The 15,075-nt window shown below is 73.3% G+C and carries 17 protein-coding genes; 8 read left to right on the top strand and 9 right to left on the bottom strand.

Going from position 1 to position 15,075, the window contains the following annotated elements:
* Positions 1-36: 36 nt before the first annotated feature.
* Positions 37-522, bottom strand: coding sequence for a single-stranded DNA-binding protein (locus tag AMOR_RS08800; protein WP_248360439.1), 486 nt, complete (start codon positions 520-522; stop codon positions 37-39).
* 87 nt (positions 523-609) lie between these two features.
* A complete protein-coding gene (gene dacB, locus AMOR_RS08795) occupies positions 610-2,799 on the bottom strand; it encodes a D-alanyl-D-alanine carboxypeptidase/D-alanyl-D-alanine endopeptidase (protein WP_248360438.1) in 2,190 nt (729 codons plus the stop codon).
* A gap of 161 nt (positions 2,800-2,960) precedes the next feature.
* Here dacB and AMOR_RS08790 point away from each other — a divergent pair, with 161 nt between their 5' ends.
* The 7 genes from AMOR_RS08790 to AMOR_RS08760 all read left to right on the top strand — a co-directional run bounded on the left by AMOR_RS08790 (position 2,961) and on the right by AMOR_RS08760 (position 9,255).
* A complete protein-coding gene (locus tag AMOR_RS08790; RefSeq protein ID WP_248360437.1) occupies positions 2,961-3,470 on the top strand; it encodes a Fur family transcriptional regulator in 510 nt (169 codons plus the stop codon).
* A gap of 332 nt (positions 3,471-3,802) precedes the next feature.
* Positions 3,803-4,552 (top strand): ABC transporter ATP-binding protein, encoded by a 750-nt coding sequence (locus tag AMOR_RS08785; RefSeq protein ID WP_248360436.1) that lies wholly within the window; start codon positions 3,803-3,805, stop codon positions 4,550-4,552.
* Positions 4,549-5,277, top strand: a complete 729-nt coding sequence (locus AMOR_RS08780; protein ID WP_248360435.1) for an ABC transporter ATP-binding protein — start codon at positions 4,549-4,551, stop codon at positions 5,275-5,277. Before AMOR_RS08785 ends, AMOR_RS08780 begins: the two co-directional genes overlap by 4 nt.
* A 33-nt stretch (positions 5,278-5,310) precedes the next feature.
* Entirely contained in the window at positions 5,311-6,525 is a 1,215-nt protein-coding gene (locus tag AMOR_RS08775) for an ABC transporter substrate-binding protein (RefSeq protein ID WP_248360434.1), read from the top strand.
* A 57-nt stretch (positions 6,526-6,582) separates the two neighbouring features.
* A complete protein-coding gene (locus tag AMOR_RS08770) occupies positions 6,583-7,449 on the top strand; it encodes a branched-chain amino acid ABC transporter permease (RefSeq protein WP_248360433.1) in 867 nt (288 codons plus the stop codon).
* Complete coding sequence (locus AMOR_RS08765; protein ID WP_248360432.1) at positions 7,446-8,456, top strand: branched-chain amino acid ABC transporter permease; 1,011 nt, start codon at positions 7,446-7,448, stop codon at positions 8,454-8,456. Before AMOR_RS08770 ends, AMOR_RS08765 begins: the two co-directional genes overlap by 4 nt.
* Before the next feature lie 25 nt (positions 8,457-8,481).
* Positions 8,482-9,255: a 3-hydroxybutyrate dehydrogenase gene (locus AMOR_RS08760; protein ID WP_248360431.1), complete on the top strand. Its 774-nt coding sequence runs from the start codon at positions 8,482-8,484 to the stop codon at positions 9,253-9,255.
* Positions 9,256-9,279: 24 nt separating this feature from the next.
* Here the strand turns inward: AMOR_RS08760 and AMOR_RS08755 are convergent, their stop codons facing one another.
* From AMOR_RS08755 to AMOR_RS08740, 4 genes are all read right to left on the bottom strand, one after another.
* Complete coding sequence (locus AMOR_RS08755) at positions 9,280-9,909, bottom strand: NADPH-dependent F420 reductase (protein WP_248360430.1); 630 nt, start codon at positions 9,907-9,909, stop codon at positions 9,280-9,282.
* A gap of 160 nt (positions 9,910-10,069) precedes the next feature.
* On the bottom strand, positions 10,070-11,920 hold the full coding sequence (locus tag AMOR_RS08750) for a class I SAM-dependent methyltransferase (protein WP_248360429.1): 1,851 nt from the start codon (positions 11,918-11,920) through the stop codon (positions 10,070-10,072).
* Positions 11,917-12,555 carry a M15 family metallopeptidase gene (locus AMOR_RS08745; RefSeq protein WP_248360428.1) on the bottom strand — a complete coding sequence of 213 codons (639 nt, stop codon included), beginning with the start codon at positions 12,553-12,555 and terminating at the stop codon, positions 11,917-11,919. Before AMOR_RS08745 ends, AMOR_RS08750 begins: the two co-directional genes overlap by 4 nt.
* A gap of 35 nt (positions 12,556-12,590) precedes the next feature.
* Complete coding sequence (locus tag AMOR_RS08740) at positions 12,591-12,929, bottom strand: hypothetical protein (RefSeq protein WP_248360427.1); 339 nt, start codon at positions 12,927-12,929, stop codon at positions 12,591-12,593.
* 264 nt (positions 12,930-13,193) lie between these two features.
* Between AMOR_RS08740 and AMOR_RS08735 the strand changes: the two genes are divergently transcribed.
* Positions 13,194-13,457 (top strand): hypothetical protein, encoded by a 264-nt coding sequence (locus AMOR_RS08735; protein ID WP_248360426.1) that lies wholly within the window; start codon positions 13,194-13,196, stop codon positions 13,455-13,457.
* Between the two features lie 50 nt (positions 13,458-13,507).
* On the opposite strand, the gene AMOR_RS08730 is transcribed toward AMOR_RS08735, so the two are convergent.
* The 3 genes from AMOR_RS08730 to AMOR_RS08720 are packed head-to-tail and all read right to left on the bottom strand — an operon-like array spanning position 13,508 to position 15,069.
* Positions 13,508-13,795: a polyhydroxyalkanoic acid system family protein gene (locus AMOR_RS08730; RefSeq protein ID WP_248360425.1), complete on the bottom strand. Its 288-nt coding sequence runs from the start codon at positions 13,793-13,795 to the stop codon at positions 13,508-13,510.
* Between the two features lie 18 nt (positions 13,796-13,813).
* A complete protein-coding gene (queC, locus tag AMOR_RS08725) occupies positions 13,814-14,512 on the bottom strand; it encodes a 7-cyano-7-deazaguanine synthase QueC (RefSeq protein WP_248360424.1) in 699 nt (232 codons plus the stop codon).
* 14 nt (positions 14,513-14,526) lie between these two features.
* Positions 14,527-15,069, bottom strand: coding sequence for a hypothetical protein (locus tag AMOR_RS08720; RefSeq protein WP_248360423.1), 543 nt, complete (start codon positions 15,067-15,069; stop codon positions 14,527-14,529).
* Positions 15,070-15,075 lie beyond the last annotated feature (6 nt).

The following is a 15,075-nucleotide window of genomic DNA, read 5'->3' as shown; positions in this document are numbered from 1 at the left end:
CGCAGTCGCGGCGTCCGCCCACCTGAGCTTCGAAACCTAGAACGGGATGTCGTCCGGCCCGCCGCCGCCGCCACCACCACCACCGCCGCTCGGGCCGGGCCCCATGTCCGGCTCCTCGAAGCCGCCCGGCGGCTCCTCCGCGTGCGGGCGACCGCCGCCGGCGCCACCCGCGCCGCGGCCGCCGCCACCGGCGCCTCCGCCCAGGAACCGGACGGTCTCGGCGACCACCTTCACCTTCGACCGCTCCTGGCCGGACGCCTTGTCCTGCCACTTGTCGGTCTTGAGGCGGCCCTCGACGTAGACCTGGCGGCCCTTCGAGAGGTACTCGCCGCACTGCTCGGCCTGCTTGCCCCACACCTCGACGTCATGCCACTCCGTCTCCTCCTTGCGCTGCCCCGACTGCTTGTCGGTCCAGGAGCGGGAGGTGGCGATGCGGAGGTTCGCGACCGCCTGGCCGCCGGACGTGTAGCGGACCTCGGGATCCTTACCGAGGTTCCCGACGAGGATGACCCTGTTCACCATGGCGATCGTCTCCTAGGCGTGGCCTGCGCTGGCCGCAGGCGTTTCGTGTGAGGGCACGACCGTAGCAGCCGCGTCTGACACGGGCGCCTAGTGGGCCCGGGCGGGCACGTTCGTGCTCGAGGCGGGGACGAGCGAGGGCGCGGTCCGGGTAGCCGTGCCGGCCTTCTCGCCCTCCTCGATGCGCGGCAGGAGGGCGCGGGCGAACGCGGCGAGCTCGCCTTGCTTCGCGCCCATGGCGCGGAGGACCGCCGGGAACGGATGGTCGGGCTCCTCGGAGCGCGCGAGCCCCGCGCCGAGCGCGCCGATCGCGGCCTCGACGGCGGGGCCGGGCGCGCCCCGGAGCGCCTGGACGAGCTCCTCCGGCGCGCTCGCGGCGACGCCAGCGAGGGCGTCGGAGATCGCCATGGCGAGGCGGCCGTCGAGCGCCGACGCCGGCGCGAGCTCGACGAGCCTCGCGAGCGCGTCCGGGGAGCCCTCGGCGGCGAGGTCGCCGAGGGACGAGACGACCGGCGCGGGCGACTCGCCCGCCGCCGCGGCCCAGAGCCGGCCCAGCACCTGCGAGTCCGGGGACAGCGCCTCGAGGAACGCCCGCTTCGCGGAGTCGGCGTCCGTGTCCGACAGGTAGATGCACTCGCCGATGGCGAGCCGCAGCGCGGGATCCGTCTCGCTGCGGAGCGCCGTCTGCAGGAACGGGATGTTCCGCGGATCGCCGGCGCGCCCGAGCGCGTAGTACGTCTTCACCGTCTCGGTGAGCGCGGAGGGCGCCGCCGCTGGGACGGCCGGCGCCGGCGCCTTCGCGAGCGCCACCGCGGCGCCGAGCCCGGCCGCGGGCCCGCCGCTCGCGGCGAGGGCGCCGCCGATGGCGTCCACCGCCCGCACCACGCCGGCCGCCCGGCCGGGGTAGTCGTTCACGAGCACCGCGAACGCGAGCGTCTCGTGGCCGGCGGTCTCGACGTAGCCGGAGAGGCTCGTCACGTTCTCGAGCGTGCCGGTCTTGGCGCGGAGCCGGCCGGCCGCCTCGGTGCCCTCCATCCGCCAGCGGATGGTCCCGTCCCGGCCCGCGACCGGCAGCGAGGCGAGGTACTCCGCCTGGAGCGGGAAGCGCGCGTACATGTGGCGGAGGAGCGTCACGACCTGGCGCGCGCTGAAGCGGTTCGTGTCGTTCAGCCCCGAGCCGTTCTTCATCACGTACGCGCCGCGCGGGATCCCGGCGTCGGCGAGGAAGTCCTCGACCGCGGAGACGCCCTTCGGCCAGCTGCCCGGCGCGCCCTTCGCCTCGGCGCCGAGCGTCTCGAGGATTTGCTCCGCGGTGAAGTTGTTCGAGGTCTTGTTGAGCTTCCGCACGATCTCGGCGAGGGCCTCGGACTCGGAGACGTACACGAGCCGGGCGCCCTGCGGCGCCGCGCCGGCGCGCACCTTCCCGACCTTCACGCCGCGGAGCTCGAGGAGCCGCTTGAGGGCGCTCCCGAAGTAGAGCGCCGGATCCTCGATCTTCCGCCAGCTCGCCTGCGGGCGGCTGCCGAGGGGCAGGCGGCCCTCGACGACGATCTTCTGCCGTCCGTTCACGCGCATGGTGGAGATCGTCACGCGGCGGCGCGCGTTGGCGGCGACGGTGGTGGTCCGGTTCTCGACGTCGAAGTGGTCGCAGGCAGGCTCGAGCTCGACCTTGCCGCGGAGGCCCTTCCGGTCGCCGGGGCCGACGTGGACCGCGATGGTGTTGAAGTTGAGCGAGAGCGCGCCGGTGGGCGCGAGATAGGCGTTGTCGCCGCCCTCCTGGTCGAACCCGGGACCGGTCCGCTCGCCGTCGAAGAACGAGTCGTCGACGACGATCTCGCCGACGCGCTCGAGCCCGAGGTGCTCGAGGTCGCCGGTGATCCCCCAGAGCCGCTCGGTCACGATGGACGGGTCACCCCTGCCGCGGACGTAGAGCGTCTTCGGCGAGGGCGCCGCCGCCTGGCCCGGGTCGACGAGGAACTCGGTCGCGAACCGGTACTCGGGCCCGAGGCGCGCGAGCGCCGCCGCCGACGTGAACAGCTTCACGTTGGACGCCGGGTTCAGGAGGACGTCGGCGTCCCTCGCGTAGAGCACCTTCCCGGTGGCGACGTCGGCGACGAGGATGCCGGCGCGGGCACCCGCGAGCGGCGTCCCGTCCACGATGGCGCGGAGCGCCGCGTCGACGTCGTGCGGGGGAGGATCGGCGGGGCGGGCGAGGGCGGGGAGGGAGGCGAGGGCCGACAGGACGGCCGCGGCGAGCGCGCGGCGAGCGGGGCGAGTCACACGGTTCCTTTACCGGAAGGCCGGGCGGGTGGACAGGGCACGGGGGAGCGCTCCCCGTTGAACCCTCCGGACCGGCTGCGGTATTTCAGGCGAACGTTGACACGGCCGACGGCCGGCCGATAGGGTACGGCGCTGTGAGAACGGGTCGCACCGAGGGAGACGTGACGGTCACGGCAGAGCCCCGCACGCAGGAGGCGCTCGAGCGCTTCGAGCGGTTCCTCCACAGGAAGGACCTCCGGCTCACGGAGGCGCGGGCGGCCATCGTCGAGGCGGCGCTCGCCCGGCAGGGGCATTATCCGATCGAGGAGCTGATCCACGACCTCAAGCAGCGCGGGATCCGCGGCTCGAAGGCGACCGTGTACCGGACGCTGCCGCTCCTTGCGGAGGCCGGGATCCTCCAGCCGGCGATCGTCGCGGGCGACTCGAAGAGCTACGAGACGACCTTCGGCCGGCAGCACCACGACCACCTCCTCTGCATGACCTGCCGGAGGGTCGTCGAGTTCGAGTTCGAGGCGTTCGAGATCCTCCAGAAGGAGGTCGCGACGCGCTACGGCTTCCGGCTCGAGGGCCATCACCACGAGCTCGTCGGCACCTGCCCCGACTGCCTCGCGAAGGAGGCGGCCCGCGCCAGCGCCGCCCCCGCCCCGAAGACGGCGAGCGGCGCGGCGTAGACGTAGCCCGGCGTTCGTCCAGCCATCCTCCGTTGCCGGAAGCCCGGACGCTCCGTGCGGGCGGCCGCGGAGCCGCGCGAAGGCGCGGGACGATTCGCGCCAGATCCACCGGACCCAGAGTAATTCCCGGGGGCCCCCGGGGATCCCACGGCATCCGACCGAACCCAGAGCATTTTCGTCCCGCCGGGGCGCCCGCTGCCGCGTCCGCGCCCTCTCCTCGTCACGGTGCGTCAAGGCCCCGGGTCCGGCGCGACAGCCCTGGACAGGTGCTTGAAGAACCCTTCGCAGGGCGCAAGAAGACGTGGACACCTCGTCGCATGCGCCGGAGTGGAATGGACGACGTCATCCTCGAGACGCGTCGCCTCACGAAGGAGTTCGCCGGCTTCGTCGCGGTGAGCGGCGTCGACCTCCGAGTCCGCCGCGGCGCCATCCACGCGCTCATCGGCCCGAACGGCGCCGGCAAGACCACCGTCTTCAACCTCCTCACGAAGTTCCTCGAGCCGACCGCCGGGACGATCCACTTCGCGGGGAAGGACATCACCCGGACCGCACCCGCGGCGGTGGCGCGGATGGGCGTCGTGCGATCGTTCCAGATCTCGGCGGTGTTCCCGAACCTCTCGGTCCTCGAGAACGTGCGGGTCGCGCTCCAGCGGACCCTCGGCACCGCGTACCACTTCTGGCGGTCGCCGCGAACGCTCCAGGTGCTCGACGACCGCGCGCTCGAGCTCCTCGAGGCCGTCGACCTCGCCGCGTTCCGCGACACGATCGCGGTCGAGCTGCCGTACGGCCGGAAGCGCGCCCTCGAGCTCGCGACCACGCTCGCGCTCGACCCGGAGCTGGTGCTCCTCGACGAGCCGACGCAGGGGATGGGCCACGAGGACGTCGGCCGCGTCGTCGCGCTCATCCGGAAGGTCGCCGCCCGGCGGACGGTGCTGATGGTGGAGCACAACCTCTCGGTCGTCGCCGACCTCTGCCACCGGATCACGGTGCTCCAGCGCGGGAGCGTCCTCGCGGAGGGGCCGTACGACGAGGTCTCGCGGGATCCGCGCGTCCTCGAGGCGTACATCGGGGGAGCGGCGTGACGGGGGTGAGCGCGTTCACGCCGAGTCACGAGCTGCTCCGGGTCGCGGGGCTGCACGCGTTCTACGGCGAGTCCCACGTCCTCCACGGCATCGACCTCCAGGTCGCGAAGGGCGAGCTCGTGACCCTCCTCGGCCGGAACGGCTCCGGGCGGACGACGACGCTGAAGGCGATCCTCGGCCTCGTCGGGAAGCGGAGCGGGTCGGTGATGGTGAACGGGCGCGAGACCATCGGCCTCCCGCCGCACCGGATCGTCCACCTCGGCCTCGGCTACTGCCCGGAGGAGCGCGGGATCTTCGCGAGCCTCACGGCGGAGGAGAACCTGCTGCTCCCCCCGCCCGTCACCTCCGGCGGGATGGGCGTCGACGAGCTCTACCGGATGTTCCCGAACCTCGCCGAGCGGCGGAGGAGCCCCGGTGGCCGGCTCTCCGGCGGCGAGCAGCAGATGCTGGCGCTGGCGCGCATCCTCCGGACCGGCGCGCGGCTGCTGCTCCTCGACGAGATCACCGAGGGCCTCGCGCCGGTGATCGTCCAGGCGCTCGGCCGCGCGGTGCGCGCGCTGAAGGAGCGCGGCTTCACGGTGGTCCTCGTCGAGCAGAACTTCCGGTTCGTCGCGCCGCTCGCGGACCGCCACTACCTCCTCGAGCACGGCCGGATCGTGGACGAGATCCCCGCGGCCGCGCTCGAGGCCCGCACCGAGCAGCTGCACCGTTTCCTCGGCCTGTAGCCAAGAGGCCGAACAGAGAGGAAGGCCAAGCGCATGGAACGCCTCGCCCGCATCGCCCTCACCCTCGTCTCGCTCGCCGCGGCCGGCGGCGCGGCCGCCGCCGACGGGAAGATCTCCGACGGGATCGTGAAGATCGGCGTCCTCACCGACATGACCGGCGCGTACTCCGACCTCGCCGGCCCCGGCTCCCTCGCGGCCGCGCAGCTGGCGGTGGAGGACTTCGGCGGAAAGATCGGGAACGCGAAGATCGTGGTGGTCTCCGCCGATCACCAGAACAAGCCGGACGTCGCCTCGAACATCGCGCGGCGCTGGATCGACGAGGAGCAGGTGGACGTCATCGTCGACCTCGTCTCGTCGTCGACCGCGCTCGCGGTGATGCCCGTCGCCGCGGCGAAGAAGCGGATCACGCTCCTCTCCGGCCCGGGATCCGACCCCATCACCGGCGAGAAGTGCACGCCGTACAACGTCCACTACACGTACGACACGTACGCGATGGCGCACGGCACGGGGAAGGCGGTCGTCGAGACCGGCGGGAAGAGCTGGTTCTTCATCACCGCCGACTACGTGTTCGGCCGGACGCTCGAGGAGGACACGATGAGCGTGGTGAAGGCCTCCGGCGGGAAGGTGCTCGGCAACGTGCGGGCGCCGTTCCCGACGACGGACTTCTCCTCGTACCTGCTGCAGGCGCAGTCGTCGGGCGCGCAGATCATCGGGCTCGCGAACGCCGGGGCGGACACGATCAACGCCATCAAGCAGGCGCACGAGTTCGGCGTCGCGCCGAAGCAGAGCCTCGCCGGGCTCCTCGTCTTCATCTCCGACATCCACAGCCTCGGCCTCGACACCGCGAAGGGCATGTACCTCACCACCGCGTTCTACTGGGACCGGGACGACGCGAGCCGGAAGTTCTCGAAGCGCTTCTTCGAGCGGACCAAGAGGATGCCGACGATGGTCCAGGCGGGCGTCTACTCCGAGGTGATGCACTACCTGAACGCCATCAAGGCGACCGGCACCGACGACGCGGACGCCGTGATGAAGTCGATGCGCGACACGCCGGTGAACGACTTCTTCGCGAAGAACGGCCGCATCGGTCCCGACGGGCTGCACCGGCACGACATGTACCTCGCGGAGGTGAAGGCGCCGAACGAGTCCAAGCAGCCCTGGGACTACTACAAGATCGTGAAGACGATCCCCGCGGACCAGGCGTTCCCGCCGCTCTCCGAGTCGAAGTGTCCGCTCGTGAAGAAGTAGGGGCGCGCCGGGCCGCGCGGCGGTCGTGCGGCCCGGTCCGTCACCGTGCGTGACCCAATGACCCAGGCACTGTTCGGGCAGCTGCTCCTCGGCCTCATCAACGGGTCGTTCTACGCGCTCCTCTCGCTCGGGCTGGCCATCATCTTCGGCCTCCTGAACGTGGTGAACTTCGCGCACGGCGCGCTCTACATGCTCGGCGCGTTCCTCGCGTGGATCGGCCTCACCCGGTTCGGCGTGAGCTACTGGGTCGCGCTGATCGCGGTGCCGCTCGTGGTGGGCGCGCTCGCGATCGGGGTGGAGCGGACGATGCTCCGGAGGCTGTACGGGCTCGACAACCTGTACGGCCTCCTCCTCACCTTCGGGCTCGCGCTCGTGGCCGAGGGCGTCTTCCAGAACGCCTACGGGATCTCGGGGAACTCGTATCCGGTCCCGGAGGCACTGCGCGGCGGCGTCCGGCTCTCGTTCATGTACCTGCCGCTCTACCGCGCCTGGGTCGTGCTCGTCTCCGTCGCGGTGTGCTTCGCGAGCTGGTTCGTCATCGAGCGGACCCGGCTCGGCGCGTACCTCCGCGCCGGCACCGAGAACCCGCACCTGCTCCAGGCGTTCGGCGTCAACGTCCCGCTCATGTTCACGATCACGTACGGCTACGGCGCGGCGCTCGCGGCGTTCGCCGGGGTGATGGCGGCGCCCATCTACCAGGTGACGCCCATGATGGGCTCCTCGATCGTGATCGTGGTCTTCGCGGTGGTGGTGATCGGCGGGATGGGCTCGATCGTCGGGTCGATCGTCACCGGGCTCGGCCTCGGCCTCGTGGAGGGGCTCACGAAGTTCTTCTGGCCACAGGCCGCGTCGGCGGTGGTCTTCCTCGTGATGGCGCTGGTGCTGCTCGTGCGGCCCGCCGGGCTGTTCGGGAGGGAGCGGTGAGCCGCGATCCCGCCGCGCCCCGCGCGGATCCGGCAGGCGGCGCGCGATCCGGGGCGACGCCCAGCGCCACTACGGAGCCGCTCTGGCGCCGCCGGATCTTCTGGGCGTACGCGCTCATGGTGGTGCTCGGCCTCGTCGCGCCGTACGTGGTCTACCCGGACTTCGCGATGAACGTGCTCTGCCTCGCGCTGTTCGCGAGCGCATTCAACCTGCTCCTCGGGTACGCGGGCCTGCTCTCGTTCGGGCACGCGGCGTTCCTCGGCGCCGCGGCGTACGCCGCCGGCGTCGTCACGCGCGACCTCGGGCTCCCGACGGAGGCCGGCCTGCTCGCCGGCACCGCCGTCGCGACGCTGATGGGCCTGGTCTTCGGCCTCCTCGCGATCCGCCGCTCCGGCATCTACTTCGCGATGATCACCCTCGGCTTCGCGCAGCTCGTGTACTTCCTCGCGGTGCAGCTGCCGTGGACGGGCGGGGAGGACGGCTTCCAGGGCATCCCGCGCGGGCGGCTCCTCGGCGTCGTCGACCTCGGCCACTCCTTCTCGATGTACTACTTCACCTACGCGGTGTTCCTCGGCGGCTTCTGGCTCATCCACCGGACCATCGACTCGCCGTTCGGCCACGTGCTCCGCGCGATCCGCGAGAACGAGCCGCGGGCGGTGTCGCTCGGCTACGACGTCGCCCGCTTCAAGCTCCTCGCGTTCGTCCTCTCGGCCGCGCTCTCCGGGCTCGCGGGCTCGCTCCGCGCCATCGTGAACCAGTTCGCCGCGCTCCCGGACCTGCACTGGCACACCTCGGGATCGGTCGTCCTCATGACGCTCCTCGGCGGGCTCGGGACGGTGATGGGGCCGTCGGTCGGGGCGCTCCTCGTCGCCTCCCTCGAGTACAAGCTCGCGAGCTTCGGCTCCTGGGTGGCGGTCATCACCGGCGCGGTGTTCGTCGCCTCGGTGCTCGCGTTCCGGCGCGGCATCGTCGGCGAGGTGCGGGCGCTCGTGAAGCGGTCCTTCTAGAAGAGCCGGAGGAGGGAGCGACGGCATGGGACTGCTCACGGGACGCGCCGCGTTCGTGACGGGCGGCGGCGGCGGGATCGGGCTCCGGATCGCGGAGGTGCTCGCCCGCGAGGGCGCGCAGGTCGCGATCGCGGACAAGGACGGCGCGGCGGCCGAGCGAGCGGCGGCGGCGCTCGGCGACCGAGCGGTCGGCCTCGCCTGCGACGTGACCCGCGAGGCGGAGCTCACGGGTGCGCTCGACCGCGCGACGGCGGCGTTCGGGCGTCTCGACGTCCTCGTGAACAACGCGGGGCTGCAGCACGTCGCGCCCATCGAGGAGTTCCCGACGGAGCGGTTCGAGCTCCTGGTCAAGGTGATGCTGGTCGCGCCGTTCGTCGCGACGAAGCACGTGTTCCCGGCGATGAAGCGGCAGCGCTACGGCCGGATCCTGAACATGGCGTCGATCAACGGCCTCGTGGGCTTCGCCGGGAAGGCCGCCTACAACAGCGCGAAGCACGGGCTCATCGGGCTGACCAAGGTCGCCGCGCTCGAGGGCGCGCCGCACGGCATCACCGTGAACGCGCTCTGCCCCGGGTACGTGGACACGCCGCTCGTCCGCAACCAGCTCGGGGACCTGTCCCGCACGCGCGGCGTGCCGATCGAGCGGGTGCTCGAGGACGTCATCTATCCCCTCGTGCCGATGCGGCGGTTGCTGTCGGTCGACGAGATCGCGCAGTACGCGCTCTTCCTCGTCGGCGAGCAAGCCGGCGGGATCACTGGGCAGGCCGCCGTGATCGACGGCGGGTACACCGCGCAGTAGCTCCGCGCCGGCTCGCGCCCGACGTCAACCGCCGCGCGCGAGCGCTGCGCGGGCCTCCGCGCCAGTCATGGGACGATTGTAGATGGCCGTACCCGGCTGCTGTCGCTGCCCGCCCTCCCGGAGCGAGCCCGTGTCCACCGGGGCGAACCCGATCTGCTCGATGAGCGTCTCGACCACCCGCTTCGCGGCGGCGTCGTCCCCGGCGACGAAGATCGCGTGGCGCTCCTCGACGGGGAGGTCGCGCCGCCCGCGTGTCGCGAGGTGCTCGAAGTAGATGGTATTGAACGCCTTCACGAGACGGGCACCGGGGAGTCGTTTCGCGGTCTCCTCGCTCGACGTCGATGTGCCAAGGTCCTGGAGGCCACCCGTCGCCGTGTACGGGTTCATCGCGTCGATGACGACCTTCCCCGCGACGCGCGCCGGCGACGGGAGCGCCTCGGGCTTCCTCCAGGGCGTCGCGAGCAGGATCACCTCCCCGAAAGCCGCCGCGTCATCCACGGTGGCGGCGTGCGCCTTCGACCCGAGTGCGGCCGCGAGATCGCGCAGCGAGTCCGGGCCCCGTGAGTTGCTCACCGAGACCTCATGCCCAGCTTCGACGAAGAGCCGCGCCGCCGTGCCGCCGATGTGCCCCGCGCCGATGATCCCGATCTTCATGTCGTCTCCATCTAACCGCGGGAGACCCTGGCCAGCCACGCCGGTTCGGCGACCCTTCGCTCCCAGTGAGGGTGGCCCCAGCCGGCGAGGGGGCGTGCGAGCGACCGGCCGGCACCCCGGAGGAGCCGCGTGGATCGGGGGGAAGCTCGGATGCCCCCGACTACCCCGCGAGCTTCTCGCGGATCGCCGCCGCGTGCTCGAGCCGCGCCTCCACGCGCGCGACGAGGGTCCGGCGGCCGCGCTCGACGTCGCTCGCGGTGAATCCGAGCGCCCTCCCCACGACGAGATCGAGCTCTCGCTGCGCTGGCCGGGCGAGCATCGCCCGGAGATCGGTCGTGACCGGGTCGCGCGCGAGCGCCGCCCTCAGCGCGGTGAGCGGCGCCGCGACGGCGGCGAGCGCGGCGGGCCGGGGGAAGGGTGCCGCTGCCAGGACGCGGCAGTCCACGTCCGCGATCGCCTGCGCTCCGGTGAGCTGCCGTGCGCCCTCGTCGATCGCGAGCCGGACGGGCGTCGCGGAGAGCACGACCGCGAGCTGCCATGCGGGCACCGCGCCGGCCGGGAAGAGCGCGTGCCACTTCTTGTCCTCCCAGAGTCCCGCCTCGTTCAGGAACGCGAACGCGCGCGCGCCGAGCTTCGCGGGGTAGAGCACCGGCGCCGGTCCGCGGCCGGGCGCGAGGCGCCACCAGGGTGCGCGTCCCGCGCACGTCGGCCGGCGGTGGACCCCGAGCGCCTCGCCCATCGCGACGTACCGGATCGCCGTCGCGCTCTCGCGCGCCGGGCGGAACAGCACCCGGGCCGGCGCCGCGTCCTCGGGCGCGCGCGCCTCCTTGAGGCTCGCGAGCAGCGGGACGACGTCGGTCGGCCCGAGGGCGACGTCGCCGGCGAGGGCCGAGGCGAAGCGTCCGCCCCCCGTGGGCGCGAGGTGGAAGAACGCGTTGCATCCGCTCTTCGTCCCGAAGCGGACCGCGCAGACGTCCGCGACGGTGACCGCGCCGCGGGGTGCCGCCGCCGCCCGCGTGCTCCGCCGGATCCGCGGCCCGCCCGCGCCGCGGGCGAGCGCCGCCAGCTCCGCGTCCGCGAGGTCCGACAGCGGGGCCGACGCCTCCACCGCCGCCGCGTCGCGCGCCCCCTCGGCCCAGACCGCGAGCGCCGTGTCGACGGACGCGGCGAAGCTCCCGGCCGAACGGGATCGGAGCCGCAGGACGAAGCCGCCCCGGGCGCGCGCATCGGCGAGCACCGGCGCCGCGGACCGCGACACGTCGAGCGCGCGCGGCCAGACCAGCGCCGCGACCGGCGCGCGGCGGAGCGCGAGGGCCGCGAAGTGCGCCGAGAGGTCCGCCTGACGCGAGAGGCCGCTCGCGGCCGCTGCGGCGGCCTTCTCGTCCGGCGGGACCGCCTCGTGTCGCAGGAACGGCGGGTTCGCGAGCACGAGGTCGGCCGCCGGCCACTCCGTGCGAAGCGCGTCGGCGCAGACGATCGTCGCCTCCAACCCGAGGAGCGCGAGGCGGGTGCGGGCGGCGTCGGCAGCGAGCGGCGCGACGTCGATGCCGTCCACCCGGAGCCGCGCGCGTTGCGGCGACGCGAGTCGCCCCGCAGCGGCGAGGAGCGCGCCGCCGCCGCAGGCGGGGTCGAGCACCGCGATGCCGTCGAGGGCCCGTGCGAGGGCGGGGAGGCGTACGCCCGCGAGCAGCGCGGCGAGCGCCTCCGCCGCGGGCGGTCCGCCGCGGACGGACGCCGCGTGGGCGAGGCCGAACGCGGCGAGGATCCGGGCCTCCGCCGCGGGCGTGAACACGGCGCCGCGCGCGCCGGAGAGGGCGCGCGCGCAGATCGCCTCGAGCAGCGCGCCGTCGACCGCGTCCGCCGCGGGCGCGCGCTCGGACCCGCGACGGACGTGAGCGAGCGCCGGGCTCGCACCGCCCGCGAGCCAGCGCGCCGCCTCGGCGAGCTGCGCCGCCGGCGGGAGCGGGGCGAGCGCGGCGAGCGCGCGATCGAGCGGGTCGAGCCTGGTCACGGGCGCGGCGGCGGGCTCCCCGCGAGGGCGGCGGGCGCGAGCGGCACGTCCAGGATGGGCGCGCCGCGCGCCTCCGGTGCGTCGAAGTGCCACCACTCCGCGCGGTTCACGCGGAACCCCTCCGCCTCCATCGCGGCGCGAAGCAGGTCACGGTTCACGCGTGCGACGCTGGGGATCCCGGCCGCCGCGTCGGCGCGAGCGCGCGGCTCGAAAGCGTCGAACGCGGTCGGCAGCTCGGCCTCGCGGCCGTCCGCGGTGGAGAGTCCGACGTCGACGGCCGCCGCGCGGTTGTGGTTCGAGCCGTGGCGCGGATCCGCGACCCAGCCCCGACGCGGAACGAGTCGCCACATCTCCCGCTGGACGGCGAGCGGCCGGTAACAGTCGTACAGCCGGAGTCGAAGGTCGCGCGTGCGCAGGCGCTCCGCGGCGCGCGCGAGCCGCGCGGCGACGTCGGCCCGGACCAGGCAGCGCGCGTCCGGCGGATAGACCGCGCGGCCCAGGAAGTTCGCCGCCGTCGCGTACCGGAGATCGACGACCGCGTCCGGCACCAGCGCCGAGACGTCCACGAGCGCGGCGCCGCGCGCGGTCGGGGCGGCGGTGACGAGCAGTGGCAGGAGCGCGGCGAGCGCGGTCACGCGTCGATCATACGCGACCGGGATCCGCGAGGCGATCAGGCCCGCGCACCGGCCCGATGCTCGCGCTCGGCGGCGGCGCGGTCGAACCGCGCGCTCGGGAACAGCGCGAGCACGACGAGGAGCACGCCGCTCGCGATCTCGACCACGGCCGCGGAACGATCGCTGGTCGACCGCGCGCTCCACACGAGCCACAGCGCAGGCAGGGCGAGCGCGAACCGCGCCGGCGGCCACTCGAGCGCGGCGAGCGTCGCGATGCACACGAGGAGCCCGACCGCGACGTGGTGGAGGATCGGCTCCACGGCGCCGTAGCCGAGCACCAGCGGGGCGAGGACGAGCCCCAGCCCGACCGCGAAGCTCCCCCAGCGCGCGTACATGCACCTCCAAACCTAGTCGGGGTTTCGGAGGCCGCAAGGGGAGGGCTCGCGCTGGCCCCTGGCCGGGTGGTGCCCGCGAGAGCGATCGCTCGGCCTGCCTGGCCGGACGCGATCCGGGCGAGCGAGCGGGCGCAGCAGCCGGGACGGAAACTGGCGGAGTCAGACGCCCCGGCTAGGATGCGAGCGCTCTCGAGGAACTGCGAGAGGATGGCGTGCATGCCGCGACGCCGATCCGAGCGGTCGCACCGCACGACGGAATCAGAGATGACCTACGCCGACGAACGCGTCGCCGCAGAGATGGGGCGAGTCTTGCTCGCGCTATACCGCGCCGGGATGCAGGTTCGGGTATGGCCGGACGCGCTGAACGGGCGGGCGGGCGCCCGGATCGTTGCGGGACCCTCGGCGAAGAAGCGCCGGACGGCTCTCAAGTCCGTGACGGGCTCGGGAGATTCCCCCCTGCAGGCGATCTACGCGGCGGTCGAGCGGATGAACGAGCGCGCGGGCGCCATCGTGGTGCCGCTGGACTAGGCCGCCCTCGCTGCCCGGATCCAGGCCCTGCCGGGTCGCGATCCAGTCACTCAGGACTGGCCGAACAGCCCGTCCAGCTTCCGCTCGATGTCCTCCTGCACCTTCTGGCGCATCGAGCCGGGCACGAGCATCGGGAACTTGAGGTCGATGGTGACCTGCTCGTCCTTCACCGCGTAGGCGCCGCTGACGCCCATCTTCGAGACCTTCCCGGTCTTCGCGTCGAGATCCTTCTCGTAGTCGAGCGACATCTTCTGGGCGATGCGCTCCATGACCTCGTCGACCTTCTCGTAGATCTCGGCGGCCTTCTTCCCGGGATACTTCCTCGTGATCTGCGGCATCCGATGTGCGCTCCTGGTTCAGGGCTGCTTCGCGTAGAGAGTTGGATCGGGCACCCCCGCCTCGGCAAATCCCTTTCGGCGCAGCCGGCACGCATCGCACCGGCCGCACGCGCGTCCGCGGACGGGGTCGTAGCAGGACATCGTCATCCGGTAGGGGACCCCCAGCGCCGAGCCGAGCCGGATGATCCCCGCCTTCGAGAGCTTCAGGAGAGGGGCGCGGATCCGCAGCGGCCGCCCCTCGACGCCCGCCTTCGTCGCGACCTTCGCGAGCTTCTCGAACGCGCGCAGGAACGCCGGCCGGCAATCCGGGTACCCGGAGTAGTCGATCGCGTTCACGCCGACGAAGACGTCCTCGGCGCCGATGGTCTCCGCGTGCGCGAGCGAGAGGGCGAGCATCACGGTGTTCCGCGCCGGCACGTAGGTCACCGGGATGTCGCGGGACATGCGCTTCTCGCTCCGGTCCTTCGGGACGGCGATCCGCGCATCGGTCAGGGCCGAGCCGCCGAAGGCGGAGAGATCCACCTTCACGACGCGGTGGGCGGCCGCCCCGAGCGCGGCCGCGACGCGCCGCGCGCGGGCGAGCTCGTGCCGGTGCCGCTGGCCGTAGTCGACCGACAGACAGTGCGCCTCGAAGCCCTCCGCGCGCGCGACCGCGAGGCAGGTCGTCGAGTCGAGCCCGCCCGACAGGAGCACCACCGCGCGCTTCACCCTGGCCATCCGTCGTCCTCCGTCTACGGCGCCAGCGCGCCGGTCACGTCGTACCGCGCGTCGCAGGGGAGCGGGCACGCCCCGCAATCGCCCTCGTGTCGCGACATCCGCTCGATGTAGGTCCCGGCGAAGCCCGTCGCCACGCCGCCGCCGTCGCGGAGCACGGTCCCGCGGAGGATCACCGTCAGCTCCGCCGAGCAGGTCGGGCCGCAGCCGCCGAGCACCGCGCCTCGCGTCGTCGCCTCGACGTCCACGGCGTCGCCCGAGCGCTGCCCGAACAGCGTCGCCGCGAGGGGCCGCCCGGAGCAGAAGGCGGCGCCGGACGTCTCGGAATCCGACGAGAGCGTCCCGAAGAAGCTGATGGGCGCGTCTCCGTAGCCGGTCTCGGCGGGACAGGCCGGGATGGCGGGAGCCTCGGGGTCCGGCGCCAGGTTGCGGGTCCCCGAGAGCGCGAACGCGCCGATCGTCTCGCCGGGACACGCGTCCGAGCGCGAGCTGCCGCACCCGGCGCCGAGCAGGGCGGCGAGCGCGGCGAGCGCGATGACGGGGGCGGGGTGGCGGCGCATCGAGGG

The organism is Anaeromyxobacter oryzae, assembly GCF_023169945.1.
In the GTDB taxonomy this organism is placed as follows: domain Bacteria; phylum Myxococcota; class Myxococcia; order Myxococcales; family Anaeromyxobacteraceae; genus Anaeromyxobacter; species Anaeromyxobacter oryzae.
Note: the sequence above shows the minus strand (reverse complement) of the source record. Positions and strands in the feature narration are given on the sequence as shown.